Consider the following 17,123-nt stretch of genomic DNA (forward strand, 5'->3'; position numbering starts at 1 on the left):
TGTGCTGGGTCTCAATGGTTCGGGCAAGTCGACGCTGCTCAAGATCATGGCCGGCATCGACACGGAGATCGAGGGCGAGGCGATTCCCATGCCGGGCATCCGCATCGGCTACCTGCCGCAGGAGCCTCAGCTCAATGCCGAGCAGACCGTGCGTGAAGCGGTGGAAGACAGCATGGGTGAGGTGCGTGCGGCGCAGAAGCGGCTGGAAGAGGTCTATGCGGCCTATGCGGAGGAGGATGCGGATTTCGACGCGCTGGCGGCCGAGCAGGCCCAGCTTGAAGCCGTCATCGCCACCGCCGGCACCGACAGCGAACACCAGCTCGAGATCGCGGCCGACGCGCTGCGCCTGCCGCCCTGGGACGCGAAGATCGGCCTGCTTTCCGGTGGTGAGAAGCGCCGCGTGGCGCTGTGCTGCATGCTGCTTTCCAAGCCGGACATGCTGCTGCTCGACGAACCCACCAACCACCTGGACGCCGAGTCGGTCGAGTGGCTGGAGCATTTCCTGCAGCGCTTCCCGGGCACCGTGGTGGCCATCACCCACGACCGCTACTTCCTGGACAACGCGGCGGAGTGGATTCTGGAACTCGACCGTGGGCATGGCATCCCGTACAAGGGCAATTATTCGAGCTGGCTGGAGCAGAAGGAAGCCCGCCTGGAGCAGGAGCAGCGCACCGAGGACGCGCGCATGAAGGCGATGAAGGAGGAACTCAAGTGGGTGCGCTCCAACGCCAAGGGCCGCCAGGCCAAGAGCAAGGCGCGCCTGGCCCGCTTCGAGGAACTGAGCGACGTCGACTACCAGAAGCGCAACGAGACCAACGAGATCTTCATTCCCGTGGCCGAGCGTCTGGGCAACGAGGTGATCGAGTTCAACGGTGTCTCCAAGTCGTTCGGCGACCGCCTGCTGATCGACAACCTGAGCTTCAAGGTGCCGGCCGGTGCCATCGTGGGCATCATCGGCCCCAACGGCGCGGGCAAGTCCACGCTGTTCAAGCTCATCACGGGCAAGGAGCAGCCGGACAGCGGCGAGGTCAAGATCGGCAAGACCGTGAAGATCGCCGCGGTGGACCAGAGCCGCGACGGCCTGGCGGGTGACAAGACCGTGTGGGAAGACATCTCGGGCGGCCTGGACATGATCACTGTGGGCAAGTTCCAGATGCCCAGCCGCGCCTACTGCGGGCGTTTCAATTTCTCGGGTGGCGACCAGCAGAAGCAGGTCAAGAACCTCTCGGGTGGCGAGCGCGGCCGCCTGCACCTGGCCAAGATGCTGGCCGAGGGCGGCAATGTGCTGCTGCTGGACGAACCCTCGAACGACCTCGACGTGGAAACCCTGCGCGCGCTGGAAGAGGCTTTGCTGGAGTTCGCCGGCAGCGCGCTGGTGGTCAGCCACGACCGCTGGTTCCTCGACCGCATCTGTACCCACATCCTGGCCGCCGAAGGCGACAGCCAGTGGTACTTCTTCGACGGCAACTACCAGGAATACGAAGCGGACAAGAAGAAGCGCCTGGGCGAGGAGGGTGCGAAGCCCAAGCGCGTGCGCTACAAGGCCTTGAAGTAAGGTCCATCCCTTCAGCGTGCCGCCTCTGCCATGACCGACGACGACGTGATTGCCGCTACCCGCCTCTGGATCGAGAAGGCGGTGATCGGGTTGAACCTGTGCCCGTTCGCGCGGTCGGTGTACGTGAAGAACCAGGTGCGGATCGTGGTGAGCCGGGCTCGGCATGTCGATGGGTTTCTCGACGATCTGGACCGGGAGCTGGACCTGCTGGCGGACACGCCGGCCGAGGAGATCGACACCACGCTGCTGGTGCATCCGGCGCTGTTCCCGGATTTTGAGCTGTTCAATGACTTTCTCGGGGTGGTGGACGGTGTGGTCGAGGAGCATGGGCTGGAGGGGGTCATCCAGGTGGCGCCTTTTCATCCCGGCTTCCAGTTCGAGGGCACCGAACCCGACGATGTGACCAACTGCAGCAACCGTTCGCCGTTTCCCACCCTGCACCTGTTGCGTGAGGACAGCGTGGAGCGCGCGGTGGCCACCGACGGGGGCGATGCCGACGCCATCGTCGAGCGCAATATGCGCACCCTGCGCGAGCTGGGGCCCGCCGGCTGGGCGGCGCTCTGGGCTAAGCCCTGAACTGTCAGGTTTTACAGGTTTCTTTTCCGGGTTTGTGCGGTTACGCTCTCGCCACAATGGGTTGTGGATACCCTTACGCCCACCTGTTTTTGCCTGACCCCGACCGAAAGAGCCCGTCTGCATGGACGACCGTAATTCCCAGGCCTATGACGCCTGCCTCAAGGAGGCGCTCGCGCAGACGCGCGAGTGGATGCCGCGCTGGCTCTCGCACTTGCAGTCTGCGCTGCGTGACCGTGAGTCGTCGGCCAGCCAGATGCATGAAAAACAGTTGTTGATAGAAGCCCGGCGGGCCCTGGAGGGCCAGCGCGAGCGCATTGCCACGGGATTCCTGGCGGCGATGGCCGAGTCGGTGGAACGCTCTTTGCCGCGCGGCGGCAGCGCCACGGGCCGCCGCCCGCAGTCGGTCAGTTTTGACGAACTGGAGCTCATGGGCGACGACCAGGTCCAGGAAACGGTGGAGCTGGCGCGTGTGCAGCAGGTGGTGCAGATGTCGGTGGACGAGGAGCAGCTCGCGTTGACGGCGCTGTTGTCCACCGCTCGGGGGTTCGAGGTCATCAACCAGGACGCCAACCCCTTGCGGGCCGAGATCATCGTCGCGGCGCTGATGAACACCCTCAAGGGCCTGAAGGTTGAGCCCGCGGTGCGCGCGCGCTGGCTGCAGGCCGGTGCGCTGTCGCTGGGCAACGAGCTGCGCGACGTCTACGTGCACCTGAGCCTGTTGCTCGACCAGATGGGCATAGAACCGGCCGGCTACGCGGTGATCCAGGCGCCCGAGAGCCGCCAGGCGCCCATGGCGGCGCCTGCCAACGAGCGTCCCGCGGGCGCCGCTGGCGAGGAAACGAACGACGGTGATGTGGTGCTCACGCTCGACCACCTGCACCAGTTGCTGGTGGGCAATCTCGACCAGGCGGGCAGCGACGCACCGAGTGACCAGGGCGCTTCCGGGTCGGGCAATGCCATGGTGCGCACGCTGGCCAGCGAGGTGGTCTCGCTCATGCTCAAACGCATCGCCGCGGACGAGCGCCTGTTGCCCGCGGTGCGCGACATGCTGCAGGACATGAAGCCTGCCTTGTTGCAACTGGCGCGTTCGGAGCCCCGCTTTTTTGCCGACCGGCAGAACCCCGCCCGGCGCATGCTCGACGCCATCACCGAGCGCAGTCTGGCGTTCACCACCGAGCAGGACCGGGGCTACGGCCCGTTCGCCGCGCAGGTGCGCAAGATCCTGCAGGCGGTCCAGAAGCCCGGGCCGGACATCTCCGACCGCCTGGAAGGCCTGCTGGCGGAACTGAACCGCTCCCAGGAGGAGGCCGTGGCGCCGGCCCAGGCGCAGGCGCGCGGCCTGGCGGTGCAGACGCTGGTGCGCGTGGAGCAGCGCCACCTGCTGGCCGAGCGCGTGGCCGGCGAAATCCGCGGCCGCAACGACTACGAGAAAGCACCGGGCGTGGTCCGCCGTTTCCTGACCAGCGCCTGGTCGCAGGTCATTGCCCAGGCCCGGCTGGAAGAGGCGGACAAGCCACCGCTCAAGCCAGGGGAGTCTCCCGCGTCGCGCTATGGCGACATCCTGCCGGACCTGCTGTGGTCCAGCCAACTGGCGCTGGCCAGCCTGAACCGCCCACGCTTGGTCAAGGTGATCCCCAGCGTGCTGCGTACCCTGCGCGAAGGTTTGGACTCGATCGAGTACCCGCGTGAGCAGACGGAGGCTTTCTTCCAGGCGCTCATGGGCCTGCACGAGGCGGCCTACAAGACACAGCGCAGCGAACCACCACGTGGCTCGGCGCCTGGCGACGACCCGCCCAGCGTGCAGCCGGAGCAGGACGACGACCCCTGGATTCCCCGCACCGAGGCGCGTGATTCCTGCCTGATGGAAGACGCCTTCGTGGATTCTCCGCCGCTGACCTCGACGCAGCCGGCGTTCCAGGAAACCATGCCCATGCAACGCGACTGGGCGGACCTCAAGGCGGAAATGGCGGGCCAGCGCGGCGCCGCGCTGGCCGTGGGCACCTGGGTCGACATCTACCAGGACGGCCAGGCCATCCGTTGGCAGATCACCTGGGCCAGCCCCCATGGCACGCTGTTCCTGTTCACGGGCGATGACGGCCGTTCGCTGTCCATGACCAAGCGCGGCCTGGAGCGCCTGATGGAACAGAACCGCCTGCGTGTGGTGGCCGACCACGGCGTGGTGGACGAGGCACTGGACGAAGTGGCTCGCCAGGCCTGGCTCAACAGCGCCAAGACCAAGTCTTAGGCGGGTTCTTCCACCCGCCGCAGTTTCTTGCGCACCAGGTGGATGTTGTTGCGCAGCGCGTAGAGCTCGTCGGTGTAGGACAGGGGCACCACGATCTTTTCCACCTTGTCCTCCAGGGCTTCCAGCCGGGCCTGCAGCTCCTGCGGGTTCTCACCCCCTTGCTCGTGGTGCTGCTCGATGTCGCGCAGTTCCGCGTACCAGCGGAACACGCGTGAGCGGATGCGGAAGGCGTAGAGCGGCGGCACGATGCGAGAGAGCGGCAGCGCCAGCGCGATGATCAGGCCCATGGCCAGCCACATGCGTTCAACGAGGTTGGCCAGCCAGAAGGGCAGGTAGCGCTGCAGGAAGGGCAGGCCGCCCCGGATGGCGCGTTGTGCCTCGGGCGAGATGGGGACTTCGCTGTGCTCCAGGCTGGGGTACTCGCGCGCCCGGCTGAACCAGCTCGCGCCGCCGTGCAGGCTGGTGGCGGTCTGTGCGAACAGCTGCAGGATGGCGGGATGGGTGTCGACGTGCGCGAGCAGGCTGGTGGTGGACGCCACCAGGCGCACATTGCGCGCCGGAATGTTCTTGGCCAGGTCGACCACGCCTTGCGGCATCACCACCGGCGTGAGGTAGCCGAAGCGGCGCGAGTAGGCTTCACTCTGGGCGAAGTCCAGCAGCTTCACGCCCGGTGTCTGCAACAGCATCTGCACCATGAGCGATTCGGGTGCCGAGGCGAACACCACCGCATCCAGTTCGCCGTTGAGAAAGGCCACGGTGGCCGGGGTCTGTTCGAGCTGGCTCAGCTTGAGTTGCGAGGGCGCGATGCGGTTCACGTCCAGCAGCGTATTGAAGAGGCGCGGCACGCCGCTGCCCGGCGTGCCGACGTTGACGCGCCAGCCCTGCAGTTCGGCCAGGCTGCCGATCACGGGGGACTTGCGCAGCCGCCGCGCGGCGTCTTCGCGGTAGAACAGCCACAGCGGCTCGACGAACAGGCTGCCCAGCGAGGTCAGCGTGTCCTCCTCGTCGTACCCGATGTCGGCGGTGCCGCCCTGCACGAAGCCCAGGTCGGCTTGCCGGTTGCGCAGCTTGTCCAGGTTGTCGGAAGAGCCCTGGGTGGTCAGCAGCTCCACCTCGATCCCGTAGCGTGCCAGGGCTTCGGCATAGCGCTTGCCGAAGGTCTCGTAGGCGCTTTGCTCGGGGCCCGTGGCCAGCACCACGCGCTTGGGTGGGTTGGGGTTGAGCCACCAGTAGGTCAGCGCCAGCAGGGCAATGGTCAGCAGGGCGAACGGGCCGGCCGACAGCAGCATCTCGCGCAGGGACAGCAGGGTGTAGCGCAGGGTCTTGGGCATGGGCGCGACATTAGCATGCCCTACGGTCCAGGGTGTATCCGGGTGTGGGCGCTCAGGCCATGGCCAGGGAGCCCCGGCGCTCCAGGCGGAAGATGCGCACCGCCTCATTCATGACCTTGGCCTGGGCCTGCAACGAGGCCGCTGCCGCGGCCAGCTCTTCGACCATCGCGGAGTTCTGCTGCGTGACCGAATCGAGCTGGCCGACCGCCTGGTTGATCTGGGCCAGGCCCATGGCCTGTTCCTGCGTGGCGCCGGTGATCTCGGCGATCAAGCCGTTGACCTGTTCGACCGCCCCCACCACCTCGGACATGGTCTTGCCCGCGCTGTGCACCAGCTCACTGCCGGCGGCCACCTGGCCGGCCGACTCGTCGATGAGCTGCTTGATCTCGCGCGCCGCGGTCAAGGTGCGCTGCGCCAGGCTGCGCACCTCGCCGGCCACCACCGCGAAGCCTCGGCCTTGCTCACCCGCGCGCGCCGCCTCCACGGCCGCGTTGAGCGCGAGGATGTTGGTCTGGAACGCAATGCCGTCGATGACGCCGATGATCTCGCCGATGCGGCCGGACGATTGGCTGATGCCGTCCATGGTGGCGATCACCTCACCCATGGCCCGGTTGCCCTGGCGCGCGATCGCGGCGGAGCGCTCGGACAGGCGCGAGGCTTCGCGCGAGGAGTTGGCACTTTGCTGCACCGTGCTGCTGAGTTCCTCCATCGAAGCCGCTGTCTCCTGCAGGCTGCTGGCCTGTGATTCGGTGCGGGCAGAGAGGTCCTGGTTGCCGCTGGCGATCTCGCTGGAGGCCACCTGCACGCCTTCCACCTCATGGCGCACGTCGGACACCACCGCCTGCAGGTTCACGTTGAGCTGGTTGAGCGCGCGGGCCAGTTCGCCGAACTCGCCGCCCGCAGCGCCTTCGTAGCGCGCGCACAGGTCGCCGGCCGCCATGCGGTTGGCGAACCCCACGGCACGGCCCAGTGAGCCCAGCACCTGGGTGCGCAGCCACCACGCGCCGGCGGCCGCGAAGGCGAGTACAGCCACCGCAGCGGCGACGTGGATGGAGAGGCCCCGCGGCGCGGCCCACTCGCCCACCGCGAGCCCGGCAATGGCCACGGCCGTGGAGGCCAGGCCGATGCGGCCGGCCAGGTTGAGCTGAGCCATGCGGCGCAACCGGCCGGCCAGGCCCGCGCGCTCCACCTGTCCACGGTGCAGCACGGTGCGCAGGCGACCCTGCTCCTGCTCGCCGCGCATGCACGCATACAAGGCCTCCGCCTGCTGGACTTGCTCGCGCGTCGGCTTGGTGCGCACCGACATGTAGCCCACGGTCTGGCCACCTTCGACCACGGGGGTGGCGTTGGCCACCACCCAGTAGTGGTCGCCGTTCTTGCGCCGGTTCTTCACCAGTGCCGACCAGGGCGAACCGCTGGCCAGCGTGGCCCACATGTCGCGGAAGGCCTCGGCCGGCATGTCGGGGTGTCGCACCAGGTTGTGGGGTTGGCCGATCAGCTCCTCGCGTGAGAAACCGCTGACGGCGACGAACGCCGGATTGCAGTAGGTGATGCGGCTTTGCAGGTCGGTCGTGGAGACCAGGGTGACGCCATCAGGGATGACGAACTCTTGCTGTGAAACGGGCAGGTTGCTGCGCATGGGGCTCTCGCGGTGTCGTGCTGAAGGGGCGGTGGCGCCGTCTGCCGACGGACGCCGAACCGGACACCTTCAGTATCGACAGCAGGCCGGCGCGCAAGAGGGGGATATCAAGGCCTGAACCGGGTTTTTATTTCGCTTCGGCGTTTGACCTGGATCAAGTTCGCCATTCAAGTACCGCGCGCCATGGCCGAGGGGTTCCAGGGATCTTCAGGGGGCCGGTTCGATCCGGGTCACGGTGTAGACGCCATCGATCTTCTCCGCGCGAAACCGCACCTTGTCGCCCACCTTCACGGCCGACAGCATGGCCGGATCGCTGACCTGGAACACCATGGTCATCGGTGGCATGTCCAGGTTCTTGATCTCGCCATGGCGCAGCGTGAGCTTGCCCGTGCGGATGTCCACCCGGCGGACCTCGCCTTCGCTCATGGTCTGTGCGGCGGCGTCGCCCGACGTGGGCTTGAGTCCGCCGGCCGAGCTGCCCGCGTAGTGCTGGTACACGCTCGAACGACCATCTTGCTGCACCAGCAGGACCCCGTAGGCGTCACGCCGTGCGCCGTACACCGGGCCGTCCATGCCGGGGCTGCCCACCGGCATGCCCGGTACGGCCAGGCCAAGTGCCCGCGGCCGCTCGGCCATCAGCCGCCTGATCTCGCGCGCCGGCACATGGCCTTCGACCACGTAGCCGTCGATCCATCCGGTGTGGCACGAACCGTAGCGCTCGGGCATGCCCAGGCGCTTGCGCACGGCCACGTTGCCGCTCTCGAAGACCTCGACCTTGAAGCCGTTCTGGCGCAGGTGCTCGACCCAGTCGGTGCAGCAGCCGCATTGCGGGTCTTTCCATACCTGCAGTGTGGCGGGCCGCGGTGACTGGTCCTGGGCCTTGGCCAGCATCGGCAGCCCGGTGAGGGCGGCCAGAAGCAACGATCGTCTTTGCATGGTGTTCTCCTGTGAAGGTGGGGTGTCAGTGAGCGTGCCGTTGCGCCGCAGGTTTGCGGGCGCTGGCGGCGGGCTGGGAGGTGGTGGCGCTGGACGGTGGGGTGGGCGATGACGGCGCCGGATCGGGCGGCCCCTGCACCTCGCGGGCCTGGCTGCCGGGTGGCTGCGCGTACCAGCCTGGGTCGCCGTAGTCGCCGGCCTTCTGGTCGGCGCGGACCTTGAGCAGGGTGAACATGCCGCCCATCTCGATCGGGCCATACGGACCACGGCCGGTCATCATGGGGAAGGTGTTGGCCGGCAGTTCCATCTCCATGTCGCCCATGTCCGCCATGCCGCGTTCGCCCATCACCATGTAGTCGGGCGCGGCGCGCTGCAGGCCGCCCACCAGGCCCCGGTGGTCGACGCCGATCATGGTCGGAACGCCGTGGCCCATGGCGCCCATGGTGTGGTGGCTCTTGTGGCAGTGCAGGGCCCAGTCGCCCGGTTCGTCGGCGATGAACTCGATCTGGCGCATCTGGCCCACGGCGATGTCGGTGGTCACCTCGGGCCAGCGGGCCCCTTTGGGGGTGGGACCGCCGTCGGTGCCGGTGACCTCGAACTCGATGCCGTGAATGTGCACCGGGTGGTTGGTCATGGTGAGGTTGCCCACGCGCACGCGCACGCGCTCCCCCAGCCGCGCCACCAGCGGTGAGATGGCCGGAAACACGCGGCTGTTGAAACCCCAGATGTTGAAGTCCAGCATGGTGTTGATGCGGGGCGTGCGGCTGCCGGGCTCGACGTCGAAGGCATTGAGCAGAAAGGCGTAGTCGCGCTGCACGTCCTCGATCAGGGGGTGCTTCTGCCGGGGGTGCGTGATCCACAGGCCCATCATGCCCATGGCCATCTGCACCATTTCGTCGGCGTGCGGGTGGTACATGAAGGTCCCGGGGCGCCGCGCCACGAACTCGTAGACGAAGGTCTTGCCCGGTGCAATCTGGGGCTGGTTCAGGCCGCCGACGCCATCCATGCCGTTGGGCAGGCGCTGGCCATGCCAGTGGATGGTGGTGTGTTCGGGCAGCCGGTTGGTGACGAAGATGCGCACGCGGTCGCCTTCCACCACCTCGATGGTCGGGCCGGGGCTCTGGCCGTTGTAGCCCCACATGTTGACCAGGAAGCCGGGTGCCATTTCGCGCACCACCGGTTCGGCCACCAGATGGAACTCCTTGGCGCCGTCTTTCATGCGCCAGGGAGCGGTCCAGCCGTTGAGCGTGACCACCGGGTTGTAGGGGCGGCCGGCGCCGGTCACGCCGGGGGGTGTCCATGGGCCGGCGGTGTCTGCGCTGTCGCGCTGGGCCATGTCGGGCAGGGCGGCCAGGCCGGCCGCATTCACGCTCGATGCGGCCACCGCCGTGGCGGCGCTGCCGGCCAGAAAGTGTCTTCGGTTGAAAGAAGGGTTCATGTCGGTGTTCCGGAAAGGGGTTTCCAGCGGCCCCATCGGGCCGTGGGTGGTGTCCATGTCATTCGGCGCCGGCCAGCAAGGCCTGCAGATCGGCGCGGGCCTGCCAGGCCTCGGCGCGTGCCTGGGTGGCATCGTCGAGCGCGCGCATGCGTTCGCGTGCGCTTGCCAACAGGTCCCAGGTGCTCTGCAGCATGCCGTTGTAGCGGAGCAGGGTTTCCTGCTCCAGGCCGGCCTGCAGCCGTGCCACCACGTCCTGTGCGTGGCTGGCCAGCGCATGCGTGGCCTGCACGCGCAGCCAAGCTTCACGCACCCGGGAGCGGCGCTCCACCGCCTGGCGCAGCACACCGGCCCGGGCCTGGATGGTCTGGGCGAGCGCGGCATCCCGCAGCAGTTGCAGGTCGTTGATCTGTGGCGGATTCGCTGTCTGAAGGGCATCGGGCCGGGCGCCGATGGCGGCCTCCACCGCTGCGTCCCAGTTCCGCTGGCGCGGGGCAGCCGAGCCCGCCTGCAGCCGTTGCAGTTGCTGCCGATCCTGCGCCAGCCCGGGCAGGGCGTGCAGGGCCTGGGCTTCCAGCCCGCGGGCATCGCCGGGCTCCAGGGGCGGCAGTCCGGGCAGTGTCTCGGGCAGACTGGCGGCCATCTGGCGCACGGCCTCGGCCGTCCACACACCCAACAGCCGGGCCAGCCGCTCCTGCGCGACCAGGGCGCGGGCCTGCGCCTTCACGCTGGCTTGCCAGGCCTGGGCCTCGGCCAGACGCTCGGCGGCTTGCCGCGCCTGGCTCCAGTTGCCGGTGGCCCACATGCGCTCACCCAGTTCGGTGCCGGTGCGGGCGGCGTCGCGCATGCCGTTCTGCAGGTGCCAGGACTGCTGCGCGGCGACCGCCTCGATCCAGGCCTGCTGTACCTCCCGCACATGCCCCGCGTAGGCGGCGCGCACGCGTGCGCGGGCCAGGGCATTCATGTCCGCGTGGATGAACAGCTCAGGGCGCCAGCGCAGCGAACGGGCGACCGCTTCGTCCAGGCCCAGCCGGTCTTGCGAGACCGCGGTGGTGGTCGCACTGGCCTCGTGGGTCGGCGGCTGACGGGACTCCCAGCGCAGCAGGTCGGCATGGCCGCGCGGGAACTCCGCCACGCGTGCATGAGCGTCGCGCCAGACCGCGCGCGCGGTATCCATGTCCGCTGGCGGCGCGGGCAGTTCCGCCGTGCGGATCGGCGGCAAGACCAGAGGGCTTGCGCCGGTCACGGGGCTGTCGGGATCGGCGGCGCGGAGCGCGGCATCGGCGTCCTGCGCCGCCGCAGGCAGCCAGGTCGCGGCGGCCAGGCAGAGTGAAAGAGCGGCCCGCCCGATGGCAGGCCTGCGCGGCGACATTCGCCGGAAAGGGGTCATGGAAATCTCCTGAAGGCACGAACCAGCGCCCGCGAGCGACCCTCTGAGGGGGTGTCGCGGACGCACCTCGGGTGTGTGCGCTCAGGAAATGGGTGGTTTGATCACCTGCGGCGGGTCCAGGCTGGCAAAGCGCTCGCTGCCAGACACGCGGATGCCCTGGGGGTGGGGCTTGGCCTGCGCATCGGCCACGCGCCCGGCGATGGCCGGGCCGTTGCAGATGTCGCAGTGCGCATGGGTGTGGCTGCCTGGGTTGTCACCGGCGTCGCCGGGCACGCTGGCGGCGTGATCGGGGCAGGGCGGCGCACTGGTGTGTTGTGCCTGCCCGCCGGCATGGGCCGGTGGCGCCAGCATGGCGAGGGCCATGGCATCGCCCATCCAGCCGCGCACGGGCAGCAGGGCGATCATGAGGGCGAGCAGGAGATGGCGCACGCGGAAAATGATACGCCGCGCGGGAGGAAGTTCCTCCGGTCTGGTCAGGGCAGTTCGGGCGCGACGCCGAAGCGCGCGGGCGAAGACGTGGTGGTGGCGCGCACCGCCGACACCTTGGCCTTTGCCTCGGGCACGATGACCTGCGGGGGCAGCGCCATGCCGCGCCGCTGCATCACGGTGCGCAGGCGGTCCGGGTAGTCGGTGATCAGGCCGTCCACGCCCCAGTCGATCAGGCGTGCCATGTCCGTCATCTCGTTGACCGTCCAGGGGATCACGCGCAATTCGAGTGAGCGCGCGCGTTCGATCAGCTTCTGGTCCAGGTCGCCGAAGTGGGGCGACCAGACCTTGCCGCCGGCGGCGACCACCATGGCGGGGGCGTCGGGGAAGTCGGCCAGGCGCAGGCCATCGGTCCATTCGCCGCTGACCAGCGTGTTGTAGCGCGGCAATTGCGCCGAGAGGTGGAACACCGGCATCTCGGGCGCCAACTGGCGCACGGCTTTCTGGATGCGCCAGTCAAAGCTCTGAATGCCGACACGGCGGGCCATGTCGTGGGATGCGATCACGTCCAGCACCGCCCGCACGAAGGTTTCGGGCGTCGGCGATTCGTCGGGACGGCCGGGATGGATCTTGAGCTCGATGTTGAAGCGCACGTGTTGCGCGCCGAGTTGATGCACCCGTTCGAACAGCGCAGCCAGGGTGGGAATGCCCTGGCCATCGCGTGCCACCTGCTGGCCGAAATCGCGCGCGTAGCGCGTGGCGGGATTGATGCGGCCCACGTCCCAGGCTGCGATGTCGGCCAGCGCGAGGCGGTTGAAGGACGGACCCCGCGCCTGCAACCAGCGGCCGCTGGCATCGCGCGTGATGTCGGGGTTGGGTGTGGTGTCGTGCGAGATCAGCGGCACGCCCTCGGCACTGAGCACCACGTCGAGTTCCAGGGTGCTGACGCCGATGGCCAGGGCGCGTTCGAAACCGGCGATGGTGTTCTCGGGCGCCAGGCCACGCGCGCCGCGATGACCTTGCAGGTCGAAGGCCAGAGCCGCGCTGGCGCACCAGAGCGACAGACCTACGGCAGTGGTGCAACTCCAGCGCAGCCAGGTCAGGCGCTGCACGGAGAGGGCGGGGTCTGGTCGGTTCATGGTGCGCAGTGTGACAGCGCACCATGACCGATGCAAGACAGCGATTTCAGTGGCCGAGGATCTTGGAGAGGAAGTCCTTGGAGCGCTCGTTCTGCGGGTGGTTGAAGAACTCTTCGGGTGTGTTCTGCTCCACGATCTGGCCCTGGTCCATGAAGATCACACGGTCGGCCACGGCCTTGGCAAAGCCCATCTCGTGCGTCACGCAGATCATGGTGATGCCCTGGTTGGCCAGCTCGATCATCACGTCCAGCACCTCCTTGATCATCTCGGGATCGAGCGCGGACGTCGGCTCATCGAACAGCATGATCTTGGGCGTGAGGCAGAGCGCACGCGCAATCGCCACGCGCTGCTGCTGGCCACCCGAGAGTTGCAGCGGGTACTTCTTCGCCTGCTCGGCGATGCGCACGCGCTGCAATTGCTGCATGGCCTTTTTCTCGGCTTCCTTGCGCGGCATCTTGCCCACCCACATGGGCGAGAGGGTGAGGTTCTCCAGCACCGTCAGGTGGGGGAAGAGGTTGAACTGCTGGAACACCATGCCCACTTCCTTGCGGACGCGGTCGATGGCCTTGATGTCGTCGGTGAGCTCGGTGCCGTCGACGATGAGCCGGCCCTGCTGGTGTTCCTCCAGCCGGTTGATGCAGCGGATCAGCGTGGACTTGCCGGAGCCCGACGGGCCGCAGACCACGATGCGCTCGCCCTTGGCGACGTCCAGGTCGATGTCACGCAGGACGTGAAAGTCGTTGCCATACCACTTGTTGACCTTGTCGAATTGGATGATGGGTTCGGACATGCTGGTTTCCTTCAACGCGCCTTGCTGGCGCTGAGTTGCTTTTCGACCCACAGGCTGTAGCGCGACATGGCGAAGCAGAACGTGAAGTACAGGAGGGTGATGAAGAGGTAGGCCTCAAGCTTGAACGGGCGCCAGTTGACGTCCGAGTTCAACGCCAGCGCGAGCGCGCCGGTGAGCTCGTAGAGCGAGACGATGGTGACCAGCGAGGTGTCCTTGAAGATGGAGATGAAGTTGTTCATCATGCTCGGCACCACCATGGCCAGCGCCTGCGGCAGCACGATCTTGCGCTGCGTCTGCCAGTACGACAGGCCCAGCGTGTCCGCGGCCTCCAGCTGGCCCTTGGGGATGGCTTGCAGGCCGCCGCGGATGATCTCGGCCATGTAGGCAGCCGCGAACAGCGTGATGCCCGCGATGACCCGCACCAGGACGTCCAGCGAAACGCCGTGGGGCATGAACAGCGGGAACATGAAAGACGCCATGAAGAGCACGGAGATCAGCGGCACGCCGCGGATGAGCTCGATGTAGACGATGCAGGCCGAGCGGATGGCCGGCAGCCGGCTGCGCCGGCCCAGGGCCACCACCACCGCCAGCGGAAAGGCCAGGAAGATGGACAGCGTGGCCAGCATCACGGTCAGCGGCAGGCCGCCCCAGAGATCGGTGCGCACCTTGCTCAGGCCCAGTGCGCCGCCGCCCATGAGCAGGAAGAACACCGCCAGCACACCGATCCACATGAGCGCCAGCCACGGCTTCCAGAAGAAGCGGATACAACTGAGTACCAGGCCGCCCACCATGAGCGCAGTGGCGACCAGGGGTCGCCACTGCTCGTCGTACGGGTAGCGACCGAACAGCAGCACGCGGTACTTCTCGGTGACCACGCCCCAGCAGGCACCGATGCCGCGCGCGGCCTGGCAGGCGTCCGCGTCGGCTCGCACGATGGATTTGAAAACCAGCCAGTTGGACAGGCCGGGCAGTGCGTAGACGATGATGGCCAGGATGAACAGCGTGGCCAGCGAGCTGCGCCAGTCGGCGAAGAGGTTTGTGCGGACCCAGGGCACGAAGCCGGTGGTCCTGACCGGCGAGGGCCGGGGGGCGATGGGGGTGAAAGTGGCGTTGGCCATGGTCATCGCTCCTTGATGGCCATGCGCTGGTTGTACCAGTTCATGAGCAGAGAGGTGGTGAGCGAGGTACTCAGGTACACCAGCATGATGATGGCGATGCACTCTACGGCGCGCCCGCTCTGGTTGATGGTGGTGTTGGCGATGGAGACCACGTCCGGGTAGCCCACTGCCACCGCCAGCGACGAGTTCTTGGTGAGGTTGAGGTATTGGTTGGTCAGCGGCGGGATGATCACGCGCATGGCCTGCGGCAGCACGACCAGTTTCATCTTCTGCCCGGGGTTGAGGCCCAGTGCTGCGGCCGCCTCGTCCTGCCCGCGGCTGACCGACTGGATGCCGCCCCGCACCACCTCGGCGACGAAGGCCGCGGTGTAGACCGTCAGGCCGATCAGGATGGCCATGAACTCCGGCGTCGCGGCCACGCCGCCATCCACCATGAAGGCCAGTTGTTCGGGCACTTTCCACTGCGTCGGCATGCCGGCCACCACCCAGCCCACCAGGCCGAAGACCACGATGAAGGCGATGGGCGCCCAGATGCGGTCGCCGTCCTGCCCGGTGAGTTCAAAGCGCTTTTGTGCGCGCTGGCGCCACAGCCAGCCGGCGATCAGGCCCACGCCCATGCCCGCCAGGACGTGCGGTACGCCGACCGCAGGAAAGGGAAAGGAGAAGCCGCCCTTGCTCAGGTAAAAGAGGCCGGCCACGTTCCAGGCCTCGTTGGAGGGTGGCAGGATTTCGATGAAGACCAGGTACCACATCAGCAACTGCAGCAGGATTGGCACGTTGCGGAAAGTCTCGACATAGCCGTAGCACAGGCCACGCACCAGGGCATTGCGCGAGAAGCGCCCCACACCGACCGCCACGCCGACGATGGTGGTGAGGATGATGCCGATCACCGCCACCTTGAGCGTGTTGAGCACGCCCACCCAGATGGCCTTGCCGTAGCTCTCGCTCGGGTCGTAGGGAATGAGGGTTTCGCCGATGTCGAAGCCGGCGCTGGCGCCCAGGAAGTCGAAGCCGCTCTGGATGCCGCGGATGCGCATGTTTTCCTGCGTGTTGTGCGCGAGGAACCAGACACCGGCGGCGATGAGCACCAGCGCGATCGCCTGGAAGATGAGCCCGCGCGTGGCCCGGCTGTTGAGCGACCAGTTTCTGCGCTTGGGAGGGGGGAGTTGAGGTTTCAAGACTGCCTCGCCATCCGTGAATGAGGATATCGATGGTCACCGCCACACCTGGGGCGCGGGCTCCAGGCATGGCGGCACGGCATGTTCAGCGCCAGCGGCCCGGCAGGGGCGCGCTGTGCAGGCTGAAGGAGGCGGTCAGCGGACCGGCGGGGCGTACATCAGGCCGCCCTGGGTCCAGAGGTTGTTGGCGCCGCGCGGCAGGCCAATGGAGGTCTTGGGGCCCACGTGGCGCTCGAACTGTTCGCCGTAGTTGCCCACGGCCTTGATGGCGCGCAGCGCCCATTCCTTGTCCAGGCCGAGCAGCTTGCCGGTGTCTTCGTTGCCGGCACCCACCAGGCGCATCACGTTGGGGTTGGTGCTGCTCTTCATGGAGTCGGCGTTGGCCTGCGTGATGCCGTATTCCTCCGCCTCGATCAGCGCATAACCCACCCACTTCACGATGCTGAAGAACTCGTCGTCGCCACGGCGCACCGCGGGGCCCAGGGGTTCCTTGGAGATGAGTTCGGGCAGGATCATGTGGTCTTCAGGCTTGGGCGTTTCCTTGGCGCGGATGGAGGCCAGACCCGAGGCGTCGGTGGTGTAGGCCTGGCAGCGGCCGGCCACGTAGGCGGCGGTGGCGGCTTCCACTTTCTCGAACACCACCGGCTTGAGGTTGAGGTTGTTGGCGCGCGAGAAGTCGGTCAGGTTCAGTTCGGTGGTGGTGCCGGATTGCACGCACACCGTGGCGCCCTTGAGTTGCTTGGCGCTCTTGACATTGAGCTTCTTGGGCACCATGAAGCCCTGGCCGTCGTAGAAGTTGACGCCGGCGAAGTACAGGCCCAGCGAGGCGTCGCGGGTGAGCGTCCAGGTGGTGTTTCGGGCCAGCATGTCGATCTCGCCGGACTGCAGGGCGGTGAAGCGCTGCTGGGCCGTCAGGGGCACGAAGCGCACCTTGTCCGGGTTGGAGAGGATGGCGGCAGCCACGGCGCGGCAGACGTCCACGTCCATGCCGCTCCATTTGCCCTGGCTGTCGGCCGCGGAGAAGCCCGCGAGGCCGGTGTTCACGCCGCAGATCAGTTCGCCGCGCTTCTTGATCGCGTCGAGGTCCTTGCCGGCGTGGGCGGGCAGGCTGAGCAGGGTGGCTGCTGTCGCGGCCAGGCCCAGGGCCGTCAGTTTCAGGGTGGTCTTTTTCATCGGTCTACTCCGTTTGTGGTTGGAAAAGGATCTGCCGGGTCGAGCCCGCACCGATTGGGTGCGGGCTCCGACCGCGCCTCAATGTAGCCCCGCGCTTTTGAGCAGGGGATCGGGGTTTACGTGGGAACGTCATGCAAAATCGTCATGGCACCATGGTGCAAAGCCCGCAGGTCGGCGGTCGAGCGCCAGGTG

At 67.5% G+C, this 17,123-nt stretch carries 14 protein-coding genes; 3 read left to right on the plus strand and 11 right to left on the minus strand.

The window, feature by feature from the left end; genetic code table 11:
• The 3 genes from ettA to KIT53_RS06930 all read left to right on the plus strand — a co-directional run.
• A partial coding sequence (ettA, locus tag KIT53_RS06920; RefSeq protein ID WP_297749663.1) for an energy-dependent translational throttle protein EttA occupies nucleotides 1-1,555 on the plus strand: 1,555 nt, incomplete at its 5' end.
• Between the two features lie 30 nt (nucleotides 1,556-1,585).
• Nucleotides 1,586-2,131 (plus strand): DUF1415 domain-containing protein, encoded by a 546-nt coding sequence (locus tag KIT53_RS06925; protein WP_297749667.1) that lies wholly within the window; start codon nucleotides 1,586-1,588, stop codon nucleotides 2,129-2,131.
• A 121-nt stretch (nucleotides 2,132-2,252) separates the two neighbouring features.
• Nucleotides 2,253-4,376, plus strand: a complete 2,124-nt coding sequence (locus tag KIT53_RS06930) for a DUF1631 family protein (protein WP_297749669.1) — start codon at nucleotides 2,253-2,255, stop codon at nucleotides 4,374-4,376.
• Here the strand turns inward: KIT53_RS06930 and KIT53_RS06935 are convergent.
• The 11 genes from KIT53_RS06935 to KIT53_RS06990 all read right to left on the minus strand — a co-directional run bounded on the left by KIT53_RS06935 (nucleotide 4,373) and on the right by KIT53_RS06990 (nucleotide 16,931).
• Nucleotides 4,373-5,707 (minus strand): TAXI family TRAP transporter solute-binding subunit, encoded by a 1,335-nt coding sequence (locus KIT53_RS06935; RefSeq protein WP_297749671.1) that lies wholly within the window; start codon nucleotides 5,705-5,707, stop codon nucleotides 4,373-4,375. The two genes, KIT53_RS06930 and KIT53_RS06935, sit on opposite strands and share 4 nt — an antisense overlap.
• 52 nt (nucleotides 5,708-5,759) lie before the next feature.
• Nucleotides 5,760-7,346, minus strand: coding sequence for a PAS domain-containing methyl-accepting chemotaxis protein (locus KIT53_RS06940; RefSeq protein WP_297749673.1), 1,587 nt, complete (start codon nucleotides 7,344-7,346; stop codon nucleotides 5,760-5,762).
• Nucleotides 7,347-7,553: 207 nt separating this feature from the next.
• Nucleotides 7,554-8,282: a copper-binding protein gene (locus KIT53_RS20265; RefSeq protein ID WP_366521901.1), complete on the minus strand. Its 729-nt coding sequence runs from the start codon at nucleotides 8,280-8,282 to the stop codon at nucleotides 7,554-7,556.
• Nucleotides 8,283-8,307: 25 nt separating this feature from the next.
• The gene (locus KIT53_RS06955; protein WP_297749675.1) at nucleotides 8,308-9,720 is read right to left on the minus strand and encodes a copper oxidase; all 1,413 of its coding nucleotides are present in this window, start codon (nucleotides 9,718-9,720) and stop codon (nucleotides 8,308-8,310) included.
• 58 nt (nucleotides 9,721-9,778) lie between these two features.
• On the minus strand, nucleotides 9,779-11,107 hold the full coding sequence (locus KIT53_RS06960) for a hypothetical protein (RefSeq protein WP_297749678.1): 1,329 nt from the start codon (nucleotides 11,105-11,107) through the stop codon (nucleotides 9,779-9,781).
• Nucleotides 11,108-11,188: 81 nt separating this feature from the next.
• Nucleotides 11,189-11,536, minus strand: a complete 348-nt coding sequence (locus KIT53_RS06965; protein ID WP_297749680.1) for a hypothetical protein — start codon at nucleotides 11,534-11,536, stop codon at nucleotides 11,189-11,191.
• A gap of 44 nt (nucleotides 11,537-11,580) precedes the next feature.
• Nucleotides 11,581-12,672, minus strand: coding sequence for a glycerophosphodiester phosphodiesterase (locus tag KIT53_RS06970; protein WP_297749682.1), 1,092 nt, complete (start codon nucleotides 12,670-12,672; stop codon nucleotides 11,581-11,583).
• Nucleotides 12,673-12,718: 46 nt separating this feature from the next.
• Entirely contained in the window at nucleotides 12,719-13,462 is a 744-nt protein-coding gene (locus tag KIT53_RS06975; protein WP_297749684.1) for an amino acid ABC transporter ATP-binding protein, read from the minus strand.
• Nucleotides 13,463-13,473: 11 nt separating this feature from the next.
• Complete coding sequence (locus KIT53_RS06980; protein ID WP_297749686.1) at nucleotides 13,474-14,580, minus strand: amino acid ABC transporter permease; 1,107 nt, start codon at nucleotides 14,578-14,580, stop codon at nucleotides 13,474-13,476.
• A 2-nt stretch (nucleotides 14,581-14,582) separates the two neighbouring features.
• Nucleotides 14,583-15,758 carry an ABC transporter permease subunit gene (locus KIT53_RS06985; RefSeq protein WP_297749690.1) on the minus strand — a complete coding sequence of 392 codons (1,176 nt, stop codon included), beginning with the start codon at nucleotides 15,756-15,758 and terminating at the stop codon, nucleotides 14,583-14,585.
• 135 nt (nucleotides 15,759-15,893) lie between these two features.
• Nucleotides 15,894-16,931 (minus strand): amino acid ABC transporter substrate-binding protein, encoded by a 1,038-nt coding sequence (locus tag KIT53_RS06990; protein ID WP_297749692.1) that lies wholly within the window; start codon nucleotides 16,929-16,931, stop codon nucleotides 15,894-15,896.
• Nucleotides 16,932-17,123 lie beyond the last annotated feature (192 nt).

This window comes from Hydrogenophaga sp. (genome assembly GCF_026125785.1).
Lineage (GTDB): Bacteria > Pseudomonadota > Gammaproteobacteria > Burkholderiales > Burkholderiaceae_C > Hydrogenophaga.

Bases quoted from the DNA above. Each gene is read 5' to 3' on its own strand.
- KIT53_RS06925 (WP_297749667.1), top strand. From the start codon at position 1,586: ATGACCGACGACGACGTGATTGCCGCTACCCGCCTCTGGATCGAGAAG.
- KIT53_RS06930 (WP_297749669.1), top strand. From the start codon at position 2,253: ATGGACGACCGTAATTCCCAGGCCTATGACGCCTGCCTCAAGGAGGCG.
- KIT53_RS06935 (WP_297749671.1), bottom strand. From the start codon at position 5,707: ATGCCCAAGACCCTGCGCTACACCCTGCTGTCCCTGCGCGAGATGCTG.
- KIT53_RS06940 (WP_297749673.1), bottom strand. From the start codon at position 7,346: ATGCGCAGCAACCTGCCCGTTTCACAGCAAGAGTTCGTCATCCCTGAT.
- KIT53_RS20265 (WP_366521901.1), bottom strand. From the start codon at position 8,282: ATGCAAAGACGATCGTTGCTTCTGGCCGCCCTCACCGGGCTGCCGATG.
- KIT53_RS06955 (WP_297749675.1), bottom strand. From the start codon at position 9,720: ATGAACCCTTCTTTCAACCGAAGACACTTTCTGGCCGGCAGCGCCGCC.
- KIT53_RS06960 (WP_297749678.1), bottom strand. From the start codon at position 11,107: ATGACCCCTTTCCGGCGAATGTCGCCGCGCAGGCCTGCCATCGGGCGG.
- KIT53_RS06970 (WP_297749682.1), bottom strand. From the start codon at position 12,672: ATGAACCGACCAGACCCCGCCCTCTCCGTGCAGCGCCTGACCTGGCTG.
- KIT53_RS06975 (WP_297749684.1), bottom strand. From the start codon at position 13,462: ATGTCCGAACCCATCATCCAATTCGACAAGGTCAACAAGTGGTATGGC.
- KIT53_RS06980 (WP_297749686.1), bottom strand. From the start codon at position 14,580: ATGGCCAACGCCACTTTCACCCCCATCGCCCCCCGGCCCTCGCCGGTC.
- KIT53_RS06990 (WP_297749692.1), bottom strand. From the start codon at position 16,931: ATGAAAAAGACCACCCTGAAACTGACGGCCCTGGGCCTGGCCGCGACA.